General features: G+C 46.2%; 16 protein-coding genes and 1 tRNA gene. 6 read left to right on the top strand and 11 right to left on the bottom strand.

All coding sequences use genetic code 11. From position 1 onward, the window contains the following. Positions 1 to 80 precede the first annotated feature (80 nt). From glgP to ACZ5PT_RS14640, 6 genes are all read left to right on the top strand, one after another. Entirely contained in the window at positions 81 to 1,793 is a 1,713-nt protein-coding gene (gene glgP / locus ACZ5PT_RS14665) for an alpha-glucan family phosphorylase (RefSeq protein ID WP_464263775.1), read from the top strand. Between the two features lie 136 nt (positions 1,794 to 1,929). Next, positions 1,930 to 2,277 carry a preprotein translocase subunit SecG gene (secG, locus tag ACZ5PT_RS14660; protein WP_464263774.1) on the top strand — a complete coding sequence of 116 codons (348 nt, stop codon included), beginning with the start codon at positions 1,930 to 1,932 and terminating at the stop codon, positions 2,275 to 2,277. Positions 2,278 to 2,339: 62 nt separating this feature from the next. Continuing rightward, a tRNA-Leu gene (locus tag ACZ5PT_RS14655) sits at positions 2,340 to 2,425 on the top strand. Positions 2,426 to 2,597: 172 nt separating this feature from the next. Next, entirely contained in the window at positions 2,598 to 2,903 is a 306-nt protein-coding gene (locus ACZ5PT_RS14650; RefSeq protein ID WP_464263773.1) for a cytochrome C, read from the top strand. 166 nt (positions 2,904 to 3,069) lie between these two features. Beyond that, the gene (locus ACZ5PT_RS14645; protein ID WP_464263772.1) at positions 3,070 to 4,878 is read left to right on the top strand and encodes a DUF4388 domain-containing protein; all 1,809 of its coding nucleotides are present in this window, start codon (positions 3,070 to 3,072) and stop codon (positions 4,876 to 4,878) included. Between the two features lie 9 nt (positions 4,879 to 4,887). Next, positions 4,888 to 5,955: a type IV pilus twitching motility protein PilT gene (locus ACZ5PT_RS14640; RefSeq protein ID WP_464263771.1), complete on the top strand. Its 1,068-nt coding sequence runs from the start codon at positions 4,888 to 4,890 to the stop codon at positions 5,953 to 5,955. Between the two features lie 77 nt (positions 5,956 to 6,032). Here ACZ5PT_RS14640 and ACZ5PT_RS14635 read toward each other — a convergent pair whose 3' ends face one another. The 11 genes from ACZ5PT_RS14635 to ACZ5PT_RS14585 all read right to left on the bottom strand — a co-directional run bounded on the left by ACZ5PT_RS14635 (position 6,033) and on the right by ACZ5PT_RS14585 (position 14,296). Then, a complete protein-coding gene (locus tag ACZ5PT_RS14635) occupies positions 6,033 to 6,428 on the bottom strand; it encodes a hypothetical protein (protein WP_464263770.1) in 396 nt (131 codons plus the stop codon). A 4-nt stretch (positions 6,429 to 6,432) separates the two neighbouring features. Continuing rightward, a complete protein-coding gene (locus tag ACZ5PT_RS14630; RefSeq protein WP_464263769.1) occupies positions 6,433 to 7,050 on the bottom strand; it encodes an L-threonylcarbamoyladenylate synthase in 618 nt (205 codons plus the stop codon). Between the two features lie 63 nt (positions 7,051 to 7,113). Beyond that, positions 7,114 to 7,386 carry a YbeD family protein gene (locus tag ACZ5PT_RS14625; protein ID WP_464263768.1) on the bottom strand — a complete coding sequence of 91 codons (273 nt, stop codon included), beginning with the start codon at positions 7,384 to 7,386 and terminating at the stop codon, positions 7,114 to 7,116. Next, positions 7,383 to 7,841: a dUTP diphosphatase gene (gene dut / locus ACZ5PT_RS14620; RefSeq protein WP_464263767.1), complete on the bottom strand. Its 459-nt coding sequence runs from the start codon at positions 7,839 to 7,841 to the stop codon at positions 7,383 to 7,385. The genes ACZ5PT_RS14625 and dut overlap by 4 nt, the downstream gene beginning before the upstream one ends. 10 nt (positions 7,842 to 7,851) lie before the next feature. Beyond that, complete coding sequence (locus tag ACZ5PT_RS14615) at positions 7,852 to 9,111, bottom strand: M16 family metallopeptidase (protein ID WP_464263766.1); 1,260 nt, start codon at positions 9,109 to 9,111, stop codon at positions 7,852 to 7,854. Positions 9,112 to 9,123: 12 nt separating this feature from the next. Then, complete coding sequence (gene pnp, locus ACZ5PT_RS14610) at positions 9,124 to 11,223, bottom strand: polyribonucleotide nucleotidyltransferase (protein WP_464263765.1); 2,100 nt, start codon at positions 11,221 to 11,223, stop codon at positions 9,124 to 9,126. Between the two features lie 181 nt (positions 11,224 to 11,404). Next, positions 11,405 to 11,671, bottom strand: coding sequence for a 30S ribosomal protein S15 (gene rpsO, locus ACZ5PT_RS14605; protein ID WP_464263764.1), 267 nt, complete (start codon positions 11,669 to 11,671; stop codon positions 11,405 to 11,407). 115 nt (positions 11,672 to 11,786) lie between these two features. After that, positions 11,787 to 12,692 carry a tRNA pseudouridine(55) synthase TruB gene (gene truB / locus ACZ5PT_RS14600; RefSeq protein ID WP_464263763.1) on the bottom strand — a complete coding sequence of 302 codons (906 nt, stop codon included), beginning with the start codon at positions 12,690 to 12,692 and terminating at the stop codon, positions 11,787 to 11,789. A gap of 8 nt (positions 12,693 to 12,700) precedes the next feature. Then, the gene (locus ACZ5PT_RS14595) at positions 12,701 to 13,648 is read right to left on the bottom strand and encodes a DHH family phosphoesterase (RefSeq protein ID WP_464263762.1); all 948 of its coding nucleotides are present in this window, start codon (positions 13,646 to 13,648) and stop codon (positions 12,701 to 12,703) included. After that, complete coding sequence (rbfA, locus tag ACZ5PT_RS14590; protein ID WP_464263761.1) at positions 13,629 to 13,997, bottom strand: 30S ribosome-binding factor RbfA; 369 nt, start codon at positions 13,995 to 13,997, stop codon at positions 13,629 to 13,631. The genes ACZ5PT_RS14595 and rbfA overlap by 20 nt, the downstream gene beginning before the upstream one ends. Continuing rightward, on the bottom strand, positions 13,994 to 14,296 hold the full coding sequence (locus tag ACZ5PT_RS14585) for a DUF503 domain-containing protein (RefSeq protein WP_464263760.1): 303 nt from the start codon (positions 14,294 to 14,296) through the stop codon (positions 13,994 to 13,996). The genes rbfA and ACZ5PT_RS14585 overlap by 4 nt, the downstream gene beginning before the upstream one ends. Positions 14,297 to 14,306 lie beyond the last annotated feature (10 nt).

Raw genomic sequence — 14,306 nt, 5'->3', positions numbered from 1 at the left:
GTACTAAATCGGTAGACGAGTCAACGCCTTCTGCTAAACTAAAGAGTTGTTACGCTAAATACATTCAGGAGGTTCTGTCGATGGAAAGCTGGAAACGCTTTACTCAGAATTCGCGTATCGCCTATTTTTCAATGGAAATCGGCCTCAAAGCAGAAATCCCAACCTACAGTGGCGGCCTTGGCGTACTTGCCGGAGATACAATAAAAAGTGCCGCGGATTTGAAGATCCCGATGGTCGCGGTCACCCTGCTCTACCGAAAAGGCTACTTCCAGCAACACTTTGATGCGAATGGGTGGCAACAGGAGAGCGATATCTCCTGGAAACCAGAAAAACACATGCAGCGTCTGCCGACAAAAACCTTGGTAACCATCGAAAACCGGGACGTAAAGGTTCAAGCTTGGCTTTACAACGTTAAAAGTCCAACGGGTGGAGAGCTTCCAATCCTGTTCCTCGACACCGATATCCCCGGTAACGATGAAGAAGACCGAACAATTACCCACCACCTCTATGGAGGTGGACTCGACTTAAGGTTGAAGCAGGAAATCGTTCTCGGTATCGGTGGAGCGAGAATTCTACGCGCTCTTAATTTCGACATAAAAAAATATCACATGAATGAGGGGCACGCCAGCTTACTGACGGTAGAGTTGCTCAACAACGCCCGCCTGTCTGCCGAGGACACATGGGACGAACGGAACTCATGGAACACCAAAAAGGTCATGGATCAATGTGTCTTTACGACCCACACTCCGGTCGAAGCTGGCCATGATCGCTTCCCTTTTGATCTTGTCGAAAGGATAATGCCTCCCGAGGCGCCGATCAGTCTTTTAAAGGAAATTTCCGGACCGGACAATCTTAACATGACTATGCTGGCATTGAAGTTAAGTAACTTTATTAATGGTGTTGCAAAAAGGCATGGAGAAGTGTCGCAGAATCTATTCCCCGGATTTGAGATACATGCCATTACAAACGGTATCCATCCGTTTACATGGTGCTCTCCCTTCTTTGTTAACCTGTTCGATAAACATTTGCCGGGCTGGGCAAATGAACCAGAATTGCTTGTCCGCGTAGATACGATCCCAGACGATGAAATCTGGGAAAACCATTGCGGAGCCAAGGCCTTCTTCTTTCAGTACGTGAAAGAACAAACCGGAAAAGAACTTAATCCTGATCTGCTCACAATCGGATTCGCCAGACGAGCGGCAACCTACAAACGGGGTGATTTGATTTTCTACGACATCGATCGTCTGCTGGATATTGGCAAAGGGAAACTTCAGTTCGTGTTTGGTGGCAAGGCGCACCCAAAAGATGAAGAAGGGAAAAAGGTTATCCAGCGGATCATTAAGCAGGTGGAAAGAATGAATGGTGAAATAGATCTGGTCTACCTGGAAAACTACAATATGGATATTGCATCAAAATTCATTCCTGGGGTCGATATTTGGCTAAACAATCCAATGCGGCCCCTAGAAGCGTCAGGAACCAGCGGCATGAAGGCAGCTCTTAATGGTGTTCCGAATTTCAGTGTCCTCGATGGCTGGTGGATTGAGGGGCATATTGAGGGAGTCACCGGCTGGTCGATTGGACCACCGCCAACCGAAATTGATCAAGAAACTGGTCGGGCGGCAGAGGACCTCGATGACATGTATAACAAACTTGAAAAGGTCATCATCCCCCTGTACTACGAAGACCGAAAGGGATGGATTCAGGTCATGAAAAATGCTATTGGGAAAAATGCCTATTACTTTAACACTCACGTCATGATGCGGCGATACGTTACAGACGCCTATATCCATTGATAATATCAGCGGTTTCACAACAAAAAAAGCCACCCTGCAAGTGGCTTTTTTTGTTGAGAAACCGCTTTAAAAAAAATACGTTCTATGTTAATTTGCTGCGGTTCTGGATTACGATTGACCAAAGGAGATACCCTGTATGACCACATTACTGATAACACTTCATGTCACTGTTAGCATTGCACTGATCATCATTGTCCTTCTGCAGATGGGCAAAGGAGCCGAAGCTGGTGCCTCTTTCGGCGCTGGCGGTAGCCAGACTATTTTCGGCGCATCCGGCGGCGGCAGTTTTATGGGTAAAGTCACTGCTGGCGCAGCAGTTATTTTCATGCTGACCAGCCTGACACTCGCCTATTTCTATGGTTCACCAAGCTCGCAAAGTGTCATGCCAAGCTCGGTCGCAGCGCCTGTTAGCGAAGCTCCGGCTCCAACAGTAGAACCGGCTCCAGCTGCTCCTGTCGAGCCGATTGCTCCTACTGAAAAATAATAGTCTTGGCCGTTTTAACAGTTGACAGAACTCAAGGATTTTAAGTATATATACAACCCGCTGCCGAAGTGGTGGAATTGGTAGACACGCACGCTTGAGGGGCGTGTGGCTTACGGTCGTGCGAGTTCGAGTCTCGCCTTCGGCACCAAGTTTTTAAAAAAAGTCTGACCTGATCTGGTCAGACTTTTTTTATTTATCCCATCGGTTCTAGCCTGCCAAAAATCGCTCTGCCGTTTCTCCCAACAAATAATATCAATGACATGACAGGCTCAAAAATCCTGATATCCTAAAGTAAGTATTTTTACCGTTGGAGAACTGTCATGATTCGATATTTTGGCTATACCCTTTTCTTCATTTTTGCTCTGAGTTCTGTTGTTTTGGGGAATGACTCTTCAGGAAAGAAACTATTCAACTCAACAGAATTGGGAAGCAATGGAAAATCCTGCCAAACGTGCCATGCACACGGTGGGAAATTAGACCATATTGATCAATATATGCCGATAACGCTTCGTGGCATCATCAATATCTGTATTCACGATGCTTTAAAAGGCAAGCCGCTGCCAGAAGAAGATGCAAAGTTGTATGACCTGGAAAAGTATATTCGTCAGTTCAAGCATCAAAAATAACCACTGTGCTTTATGAATTAATCACTGCAGAACATAACAACCTTTTATCTATTTGCGATAAATCGTTAAAATATCTTGAATTTGTGCAAGGTTTTAGTTTTAATGTGCTCTAACGTTTACAGGAACCCACGTCTATACCATTAATTTTAGAGAGGGATGTCTGACAATGCCCCTAACTGGCGAACTTGAACATCTGCCGATTGTCGATGTCATACAGTTAATACACTCGACCCGCAAATCCGGAACCCTTAACGTTTATAGTCGCAAGGGTGAAGGGAAATTGGTTTTCAATAATGGCTATATCGTTGGTGCGACCCACTCGAGTGAAAAACTACGTATCGGGCAGATTCTCTGTGAGAGTAAGATTGTTTCAGAAGCAGACCTCGAAAAAGCACTTAAGATTCAGAATGATTCCGCCTCCGAACGTAAACCGCTGATTGCTACCCTCCTTGATCACTGTGGGCTCTCAAAAGATTCGGCTTTTAAAGCATTAGAAACTTTGATTGAAATGACAGTGGTCGAAATGATCAGTTGGACAAAAGGCATCTTCACTCTTGATATGGACAAAATAAACATTTCCGATGATTACCGTTATTTGCCAACCCAGTTGCAGGAGATCAATCTCAACACACAAATGGTCTTGATGGATGCTTTACGCATTTTTGACGAAAAGGTCCATGCCGGCGAGATAACAATTGTTGATGAACCCATGGAAGAAGAACCTTTTTCGCCGCTTGCGACACAAGATGAGCTCGCGATAGAAGCGGATGAAGAGTTGATTGTGTCCGAGGACATACTCGGACTCGCCGATTTAGACAAAGTTGAAAGAAAAAAACCTAAAGTATTCAAAAGCTTGGAAGCATTCGATCCGACTGAAATCCACCGTCAGATTATCAATAAAACCATTCCCGAATTGACCGATGACGAGAAAAATCAATTGGCCGACTTTCTTGCCGAGGTTTCCAAACCGTTATATGACGTTGCTGGCACGACAATTTCGGCAAATGCGCAAGCGATCATCATGTACACAAGTGATGAGTTTATTCAGCACGCGGTCATGACGGTATGTAAAAAAGAAGGAAACCGGGTTTTCACCACAACCGACAGCAAGGAACTTGATAGTTTAATCAATCGGACTCTCGATAAAGGTCTTGAACCTATTTTAGTGTTCGGCTGCCCCGATGACAAAATTGATGGCTTTTCTAGAGAACAGCTGACCGAAGTCCGGGCTCGAAAAATGGCCGTCTATCGGGAGATATCATTTGTCCAGTTGGCTTCAGCGCACGATTATACTTTTTCTTTACAATCCTTAAATGATGGGATTCGTGCCGTCCTGCCAAAACCATTTTTAACAGAACAGCGAGAGACGTATGTTGCGGATATGATTAATTTCCTCGACACATTTCAGACCTACATTCGTAGCTGTTTTAACGCAGAACGTCGACAATACTTCGCAAAGCTTCGTAACAGTTTGTCCGGCTTAAGACTCATCAACAAGGCTCCTGATATTTCACTTTCTGTGCTGCAGTTTGTGGGTGAGATTTTTGAACGTTCGGTCACCCTGATCGTCGACAAATCAGATTTAATTGCTGAGCGCAGTATCGGGATATTAACCGATAAAAAGCAAGGAGTCGCTGCTGCGCAGAAGTTTCGCCTGCCATTGGATGGTGACTCTATTTTCCGGCAAGTTATTGCCGACGGTAAAGCATTCTATGGCCCGGTAAAAGACAACTGCCTGGAAACTTCTCTGTTTTCTGAAATTGGCGCGCCATTGGAATCGACAATCTTCTTGATCCCGCTTAAATGTAATGACCGAATCATCACTTTGACCTATGCTGACTTTGGTAAAAATAAAACCAAACACATCCCTCTTGATTTTATTGACTTTTTTGTTGCCCAAGCCGGAGTCGCAATGGAAAATGCGCTTTTCCGTAAGCAATTAGGTAAATCATCCCAACCACCAAAAAAACACTAAGGTACTTTTATGGACCTAAAAACCCTCAATCAAATTCTGGAGATAGCTTTCGCTAAGCGGGTCTCGGACATCCACTTCGAAGTGGACAACCCCCCCTTTTTCAGAGCTCACGGCCAACTACTGCGTTCTAAGCTTCCCAATTTAAAATCAGAAGATACAGAGTTTATCGCGTCAACGATCATGGAACACAATAAACGCGATCTTCCAGAAGATTTTAAAGAGTTTGATGCCTCCTACGCACTGACCAACAGCGGTCGTTTTCGTGTCAGCATTTTTCGACAACGTGGCAATATTGGCATCGTCATGCGGGTTATCCCACCAGAGATTGGGGGATTCCAAGAGCTGAAATTACCCGCGGTTCTTTCTGAAATTGTCAAAGCGCCCAATGGTTTGGTACTTGTCACCGGGCCAACTGGCAACGGAAAATCAACTACTTTGGCTTCGATGATCAACCACATTAACGAAAAATACGCATTTAATATTATTACGATTGAGGATCCGATTGAATTTCTCTTTAGTTCAAAAAAGAGTTGTATTATTCAGCGTGAAGTCGGAATTGACACAGATGACTTTGGCTCAGCATTAAAAGCATCGCTACGCATGGATCCTGATGTCATTATGGTTGGAGAAATGCGTGATCTTGAAACGATAGATGCCTGCATTAAAGCCTCGGAAACAGGCCACCTCGTCTTTTCAACCCTTCACACCCAAAATGCCTCGTCAACGATTAACCGCCTGATCGGTAACTTTCCACCCGACTCGCAGGAAATCATGCGGCAGAGACTTGCAGATATTCTGGTAGCGACAGTTTCATTACGATTAGTCGAGGACAAGACTGGAGAAAATGTCATCCCGGTTGTTGAGGTCATGCGCTCGACGACGACAATTCAGGCATGTATACGCGAAGGCAACCTGGATGAGATAGAGGGGCATATCGAAAAAGGCAGTGCTCAATATCAGATGCAATCAATGGATCAACACCTGATACAGCTATGCAAAAATGGCATGATAACCATGAAGGAAGCCAAGCGGGTTTCCAGTTCGATGGATCTTGAACGTAAACTCAATTTTACCTGAGTATGTGTGACTCTAGACAACAAAGGGCTGCTGAATAAATTCTGCAGCCCTTTGTTGTGCAAATTATTTGCTCATATTTAGCAACCGCAACCACAATCGTGGCACACAACTTTATCGCTGCCAGCTGGCTCTACAGTTTCTGGCGCAAATGCCACGCGATTTATTCCTCGGCGCAGGTCTTCAATGATGTCGAGGTTTTTACTTGCCCCAATGATGTGGCCAAGACAATAGCTTCCGACTCCAGCAGAAGGACAGCAAATGCGGATGCTATTCAACAACTCACCATAACCTTTAATGTCACTGGTCAATTCTTCTTCAATAAAACGCAACGTAATAGAAAATTTCTCAAGTTCGTCTTTAATCTCTACATAAAAAAGATTCAGAGAAACTTCAAGGTTCTTATACAACTCATACTTCCAACCATCAGCAGACCAATTTCGTTGAAAGAAAATAACATCCAGAACTTTATCCATAGTCTTAATCGCCTTGTTCTATCCAGGAGATATCGCCACTTCCCTCACGTAATACTTCAATCTTATCATTAACTAGGCTAATAACTGTCGAAGCTTCAGACAGGGAAATACCGCCATCAATCACTATATCGACCATCCGTCCAAAGGAAGCGTTAATTTCCTGAGGGTCCTGCGGAGTTTCATCCCCGGAAGAATTGGCACTGGTAGTGACCAGAGGGTGGCCTAGCAGCTTGACGATTTCTTGGCAGATTTTATTATCAGGAATCCGAACGCCAACAGTTTTTTGTTTGGTGCTTAAGGAATCGGGAACGATCTTGGTCGCATCAAGAACAAATGTATAGGGTCCGGGCAAATGTCGCTTCATGATTTTAAAAGCGAAGTTACTTACTTGCGCATAATTGGAAATTTCCGCAAGGTCGCTACAGATAAAGGAAAAAGGCTTACGGCTATCTCTTTGTTTTATCTGAAAAATCTTTTTAATGCCTTTGCGGTTAAAAATATCGCAACCAATTCCGTAGGTCGTATCAGTTGGGTAGATGATTACGCCACCTTGGCGAAGGCAATCAACCACCTGAGTGATATGTCGGGAATGTGGATTTTCTGGATTGATTGACAGAATCATGGCTGGCCTCACTCCTAAAGAAATATCATTACAGCATTGGACAATATTACGTGCATATCGCACTTAAAGCAACATCTTCAAACCGTCAATCGGTCGCAACTCTGTGTAGATACTCGTCAACTGTTCATAGCTAGAAAGAGTAACTAATACGGACACCGATTGATAATTTCCCTTGCCACTGGGTCGGGTGAGCACTGAATCCGTAATAACTGTAACGTGCTGAGAGATTGCCGCAACGACAGAATCCTCAAAAACATTACCAGCAACACCGACCACTTTGAACTGATATTGACATGGAAAATCTAGAAGATCTTCGGGATTAGTCTTCTCGGTCACTCCAGACCTCCATTGTGCCCAGTATGTCCAAAACCGCCATCACCACGATCCGTTTCAGTCAGAACTGAGACCTCAACCAGCTCCGCCTGACAAACCGGGGCGACGACAAGTTGCGCAATGCGATCTCCTGATGAAATTTTAAAGTCATCCTGACCGTGATTAATCAAGATTATGCCAATTTCCCCGCGATAGTCGGCATCGATAGTACCCGGTGAATTAAGCAACGATATTCCATGCTTGATGGCTAAACCGGAACGTGGTCGAACTTGGATTTCATAGCCTGGTGGAATAGCGACGGCCAGTCCAGTTGTCACCAAATAGCGCTCACCAGGAGCTAAAACAATTTCCTCTGTCGTACAGGCCTGAATGTCTAACCCTGCAGCCAAGGAGGTCATATATTGCGGGATTTGTGCTTCGGAGCGAAGTTTTTTGAATTGTATGGTTGGATTTGTCATAGTTTTCATTTTAAGAGATAGAGAGCATGCTCAACGGTAATATGTTTTCGTCGACAGAACCAACGACTTGTAGATTCAATGAATCATCAGCCAATAACTGACTCGCTAAACGTTGTAGCGATTCGATCGTTACCTTGTCAATTTCAGCAAGAATCTCATCTATCTGTGGTTGGCAACCGAGAAAGATCTCATTCTTGGCCAAACGCGACATTCGATTATCAGAGCTTTCCAGCGACAGAAGCAAGGTCCCCTTCATTTGCTCACGCGCCATATAAAGCTCTTCACTGCCGATAAAACCGTTCTTCAATGCCACGAATTGTTCTAGAACCAGATCCAGTGTTTCCCTCAAATCATCAGGTCGGGTGCCGCCATAAACGATCAGCGAACCAGCATCAGAGTGAATGTTGAGATAGCTGTAAATTGAATAAGCTAATCCTCTCTCTTCACGTATTTCCTGGAAAAGCCTTGAACTCATGCTGCCGCCGAGGATGCTATTTAAAAGATGTAAGATGAAGCGATCTTCGTGGTTCTGCGGTAAGGCTTTGCAGCCGAGGCAAAAATGGGCCTGTTCTAGTTTTTTGTTCACAACCTGAACACCCGGACGATATTCCGGTAGCGTGCAGAGATTATCAGGAGCACCAGGGATAACGACAGAAAAAGCTTGCTCAATCTGATCAATAATTTCTTGGTGCTTAAGATTGCCGGCAGCGACAATCAAAATATTGTGTCCCAGATAACGCTTTTTAAGCATTTGCAAAAGATCAGCCTGAGAAATAGCGCCAACTGTTGATGTATTGCCAAGAACCGGTCGACCAAGAGGATGACTGTGCCAGATAGATTTACAGAACAGATCGTGAATCTGATCGTCTGGGGTATCCTCGACCATCGAAATTTCTTGCAAGATGACCCTGCGTTCTTTCTCGATTTCTTTATCGTCGAAAGTCGAATTCAGGACCAGGTCTGAAAGTAGGGAGATAGCGTGGGGAAGTTTATTGCCGAGAACTTTGGCGTAATAACAACTGAACTCTCGGCCGGTGAAGGCATTTAGCACCCCACCGACCGAGTCAATCTCTTTGGCAATTTGTAGCGAGGAACGGTTTTTTGTTCCTTTGAACAACATATGTTCAATGAAATGAGAAATGCCGTTTAAGGGCTCATCCTCATGCCGAGAACCGTTCTGTACCCAGAAGCCTATTGTTGCTGAATGAAGTCCCGGCATCCGTTCAGTTACGACACGGATGCCGTTTTGCAGGGTCGACTTCTGCAACATGAAGCTTCCGTCTTACCCTTCTTCTGGAAGTGTCTGACCAAGAGCCTCTTTACGCGACAGCTTGATCTTACCCTGACGGTCAACGCCGATACACTTAACCAGCACGTCATCGCCTTCGTTCAGAACGTCAGTGACATTACGTACGCGCTCCTTGTCCAACTCGGAAACGTGAACCAAGCCGTCAGTACCAGGGAAGATCTCGACGAATGCGCCGAATTCCATAATCTTCTTAACCTTGCCAGCGTAGAGTTTGCCGACCTCGGCAGATTGAGTGAGGTCACGGATCATCTTGATTGCAGCCTTGGCAGCAGCGCCATCGGTAGATGCAATTTTAATGGTTCCATCATCTTCAATGTCGATGGCACAACCGGTCGCATCAATGATGCCCCGAATATTTTTACCACCAGAACCGATAACGGTACGCACCTGGTCTTGCTTCACCTGAATACTGGTAATTTGCGGTGCATATGGGGAAAGTTCAGCACGCGGAGCTTCGATCGCCTTGGCCATCTCGCCGAGAATGTGAATACAACCTTCACGCGCCTGATCCAGTGCTTGTTTCATGATTTCTTTGGTCACACCAGTGATTTTGATATCCATCTGCAAGGCAGTGATACCTCGAGCATTACCGGTAACCTTGAAATCCATGTCGCCCAAATGATCTTCGTCACCGAGGATATCGGAGAGAACAGCAACATTTTCGCCTTCCTTAATCAAACCCATGGCAATACCAGCGATCGCTTCGGAAATCGGCACGCCGGCATCCATCAGCGAAAGGGAGGCACCACAGACGGAAGCCATGGAAGAGGAACCATTTGACTCCAGGACATCAGAAACAATCCGGATCGTATAAGGGAAGGCTTCTGTGCTCGGTAGAACTTGTGCAGCACTGCGCTCGGCAAGCATGCCGTGACCGATCTCGCGACGACCTGGGAAGAGACGCATGCTAGTTTCACCAACACAGAATGGAGGGAAGTTGTAATGGAGCATGAATTTCTTAAAATCCATCCCCTGTACATTATCCATCCGCTGCTCATCAGTCCGGGTTCCGAGGGTCACGGCGACCAGCGCCTGAGTCTCGCCACGGGTAAACAGAGCACTACCGTGCGCACGTGGCAACACGCCAACTTCACAGCTGATCGGACGTATGGTGGTCATATCGCGACCGTCAATACGAATCCGGTCATTGGTCACCATAAGGCGAACAATTTTCTTTTCAATAGAAGCGAGGGCCGCGGAAACTTCTTCTTCGCGCCCTTCATATTCTGCTGCCAGTTGCTCCTTAGCTGCGGTGCGGATGTCACCAAGAGCGGCGTAACGTTCTTGCTTAGCGCGGATTTTTACCGCTTCGACAACCTTCGACTCAACCAGACCAAGAGCCTTGGCAGCCAACTTTTCATCCGCCTGAGGGACTTCATAGACGCGCTTTTCGGTGCCGACCAGCTTAGCCAATTCTTCCTGAACAGCGATCAGTGGCTGCAGGGCATCGTGACCAAAGAAGATGGCCTCAAGAATCTCTTCTTGCGAAAGAAATTTCGACTCACCCTCAACCATCATAACCGCAGTTTTAGAACCAGAGACGACTATCTCTACATCGCTCAGCTCCATCTGTTCTCTGGTAGGGTTAGCGATAAGCTGTCCTTCAACACGACCGACGCGAACAGCTGCAATTGGCCCTTCGAAAGGAATGTCAGAAATCGCTACTGAAGCTGAGGCTGCAACCATAGCCAAGGTGTCAGGATCATTGACCATGTCGGTAGAAATGACAGATGGCATGATCTGGGTTTCGAACATGTAGCCCTTCGGAAACAAGGGACGCATTGGGCGGTCAATAAGCCGGCAGATCAGGGTTTCACGCTCAGTCGTACCGCGCTCACGACGGAAGAAAGAACCGGGAATCTTGCCTGCTGAATAGAATTTCTCAGCGTAGTTGACGGTCAGGGGGAAGAAATCCTGACCGGCACGCATTTTCCGAGCTGAAACCACGGTACAAAGAACCTTGGTTTCACCGTAAGTCACAATAACTGCACCGTCAGCCTGACGGGCAACTTTACCAGTTTCAATGGTCAATGGCTGACCGTTGAATTCAATTTCTACCTTGTTAAAGGCCATACGTTTCTCCTTTATCTGTTTTCCAGCCATCTGGAAAGCATTACAGCTTGATACAATAGCCGTTGGAGGTTGGCCTGAGACAATCCTGTTTAAGTAACAGAGACTCTCTCCGGACAGCCTCCAGAGCTACAACAGTTTAATGACAAAAGCAGCATACCCGGTAAAGGCATGCTGCTTTTATTTAGCGGCGGATCCCGAGAGCTTTAATAATCGTCCGGTACCGCTCGACGTCCTGCTTGATAAGATAATCAAGCAGTCGACGACGTTGGCCGACCATTTTCAGCAATCCACGACGGGAATGGTGATCCTTTTTGTGGGTTTTGAAATGACCTGTCAGATAGGTAATCCGTTCGGTCAGAAGTGCAATTTGAACTTCTGGGGAACCGGTGTCACCTTCGTGACGCTTATACTCATTGATGATATCTAGTTTACGTTCTGTACCGAGCACTGCTGTCTCCTTTTTTTAGTTACAATAAAGCCAGTGGCGTGGCTATTTTCAGTGATTTACAACCTACGCTATCTACCATAGTTGGGTTGCACTGTAAAGAATAATCAATCTTTGCTTATTGTCCAACGAATACCCTGATTAATTCAAAATCTCCGCGTTTTTCTTCCATGCGTCGTGGCGCATAGCGTGCCATTGCTGCAAGGGATTGTGCTATCCGCAAACGAACCAATTGTCCGTCCTCTAAATCAATTGCAACGTCGGTCTGATCTGCCGCAGGAGGAACGCCACACCGTAAAGTTCCAGCAGCCTCATCGTTGACCTGAATAGCTGGGTAGTTTGACAATGCACTATCGAGACTGAGCAAGCCTGGGACCTGGCCATCAGCCGCCTGCAGTTTATCCAGTGGAACACAGTCCTCAATTTTAAAGCATCCACTTTGGGTACGGCGCAATTCGGTCATATGTGCGCCACATCCAAGTGCTTCTCCGATGTCATCGATAATCGACCGGATATAGGTCCCCTTAGAGCAATCAACTTCAATGGTCACGTACGGCAAATCGATATGAACAATGTCCAGACGACTGACGCTCACTGGGCGAGCTTCCCGCTCGACAACTTCACCCTGACGAGCCAATTTATACAGTGGCACACCATTTCTTTTTAATGCCGAATACATCGGTGGAGTCTGCATGATATCACCACGAAACTGATCACAGATGGATTCAAGCCGTTGCTGGCAATCTAAAGGCACGGGACGCTCAAGCAGGACCAGCCCTTCTGCGTCGAGGGTGTCTGTGGTTTTGCCCAGCAGTAACGTTGCACGATAACTTTTATTGTCCGCCAGCAAAAATTGCAGAATCTTTGTCCCATCGCCTATGGCGACCAGAAGAACGCCGGTGGCGAGTGGGTCAAGAGTACCGGCATGGCCAACTTTGCGCGTGTGACAGGCCCGTTTGACTTGACGCACGACATCAAACGAGCTCATTCCGGCAGGCTTATCTATCAGTAATAATCCGTGCACTTAAAAAATCAGGTCGACAAATGATCGAGGAGGGAAGAAACTTTAGCTCTGGCATCTTCGAGGCTACCGGTAATCTGGGCACCGGCAGCATTATGATGACCACCACCGCCAAGTTTTCGCGCCATGGAACCAACGTCAATTTTACCACGAGAGCGGAAACTGATTTTGTAGCTATTGGCGTCAACCTGGCGGAAAAAAAGAGCAACTTCAACACCCTGAATAGCGCGTGGATAGTTAACGAAACCATCGGTGTGCTCTTCGGAAGCTCCAGACTTTTTTAGTATTTCATCGGTCATGGCAACCGAGGCGTAACAACCGCAGGAAGAAATATCCAGGGTCGGCAAAACCAAGCCGAGTAAACGCATTCTTTCCGGAGCCAAGCTTTCATATAGACAGCTGGCAATATCCCAGGGATCGACCCCCAAACCGACTAAACGTCCCGCAACCGTAAAGGCTTCCGGATTGGCACTCGAATAACGAAATGAGCCTGTGTCAGACAGAATGCCAAGATAAAGACATGTTGCGACATCGAGGCTGATTTCGTAGTTGCAGCGACTAAGGATACGATCAATAAGAACAGCAGTTGCGCTGGCAGTCGTATCAAGATAGCAAATATCGCCAAAATCTGAATGCGGATGATGATCGACATTGATCAACGTCCGACAATGATCCTGCGTTGCGATTCCCGCGCGCACCAGATCGCCGGCGTCGAGGACAAAAGCGACATCAAACTGTGCATCGGCAGGTAAGGTTGTAACTAATTGCTCGCAACCAGGAACAAACTGCATAATCTGAGGAACGCCATCAACATTAAGAGCAACAACTTCCTTGCCCATTTCGCGCAATGCGTTTGCCAATCCCAAGGTCGATCCAATCGCATCACCATCAGGATTTTCATGTGAGACGACAAGGAAACTATGATTTACTTCAATCTGTCTAACGATCTGTTGAATCATCTTTAAAATTATCCTTTACCTGGCGCAACAGACCATCAATTCTTTGACCGTAATTAATCGAGCTATCATACTCAAAGCGTATTTCTGGGATAAAGCGCAAACGCATAATCTTACCCAATTGACGCCGCACATAGGGAGCAATGCTTTTAAGCCCTCGTTCAGCTTCCTTACGTTCGTTTTCCTCATCACTAACGGTGAAATATACACGCGCCATACTGAGGTCGCGGGATACCTTTACACCGGTAATGACAACCGGAGAAACTCGCGGGTCTTTGATGCCTTGCATCATCAGGTGAGTGATCTCCTTATGGATCTGTTCTCCCACCCGTTCTGGACGATAACTACTCAACTAACATCTTCTCCGTAGTGCAGGAACTCAACATCACTGTTGAGTAATTCGGCTGAACCGGAACTGTAGATTTCCTCTTCAACCTTTTTAAAAACTGAATCCAACTGCGCCTCTGTTCCGGCGGTCATACTCAGACCAATAATAACCCGTTGTAGTAGATCGTTACAACCAACCTCAGCAACGGATATGGGATACCGGGACCGCAATCGAGCAAGAATGCGACTAACTTGCGATCGCTTTTGCTTTAGGCTCTGAACATCATACAATCGGATATCAAGTCGCTGAACTCCAACAATCATATTCAGAGCC

It is taken from the genome of Desulfuromusa ferrireducens, assembly GCF_055389805.1.
This window is presented reverse-complemented; position numbering and strand designations above follow the sequence as displayed.

What these genes read in the sequence shown, in the direction of transcription:
- glgP (WP_464263775.1), top strand. Translation starts at nt 81, where the DNA reads ATGGAAAGCTGGAAACGCTTTACTCAGAATTCGCGTATCGCCTATTTT.
- secG (WP_464263774.1), top strand. Translation starts at nt 1,930, where the DNA reads ATGACCACATTACTGATAACACTTCATGTCACTGTTAGCATTGCACTG.
- ACZ5PT_RS14650 (WP_464263773.1), top strand. Translation starts at nt 2,598, where the DNA reads ATGATTCGATATTTTGGCTATACCCTTTTCTTCATTTTTGCTCTGAGT.
- ACZ5PT_RS14645 (WP_464263772.1), top strand. Translation starts at nt 3,070, where the DNA reads ATGCCCCTAACTGGCGAACTTGAACATCTGCCGATTGTCGATGTCATA.
- ACZ5PT_RS14640 (WP_464263771.1), top strand. Translation starts at nt 4,888, where the DNA reads ATGGACCTAAAAACCCTCAATCAAATTCTGGAGATAGCTTTCGCTAAG.
- ACZ5PT_RS14635 (WP_464263770.1), bottom strand. Translation starts at nt 6,428, where the DNA reads ATGGATAAAGTTCTGGATGTTATTTTCTTTCAACGAAATTGGTCTGCT.
- ACZ5PT_RS14630 (WP_464263769.1), bottom strand. Translation starts at nt 7,050, where the DNA reads ATGATTCTGTCAATCAATCCAGAAAATCCACATTCCCGACATATCACT.
- dut (WP_464263767.1), bottom strand. Translation starts at nt 7,841, where the DNA reads ATGACAAATCCAACCATACAATTCAAAAAACTTCGCTCCGAAGCACAA.
- ACZ5PT_RS14615 (WP_464263766.1), bottom strand. Translation starts at nt 9,111, where the DNA reads ATGTTGCAGAAGTCGACCCTGCAAAACGGCATCCGTGTCGTAACTGAA.
- pnp (WP_464263765.1), bottom strand. Translation starts at nt 11,223, where the DNA reads ATGGCCTTTAACAAGGTAGAAATTGAATTCAACGGTCAGCCATTGACC.
- ACZ5PT_RS14595 (WP_464263762.1), bottom strand. Translation starts at nt 13,648, where the DNA reads ATGATTCAACAGATCGTTAGACAGATTGAAGTAAATCATAGTTTCCTT.
- ACZ5PT_RS14585 (WP_464263760.1), bottom strand. Translation starts at nt 14,296, where the DNA reads ATGATTGTTGGAGTTCAGCGACTTGATATCCGATTGTATGATGTTCAG.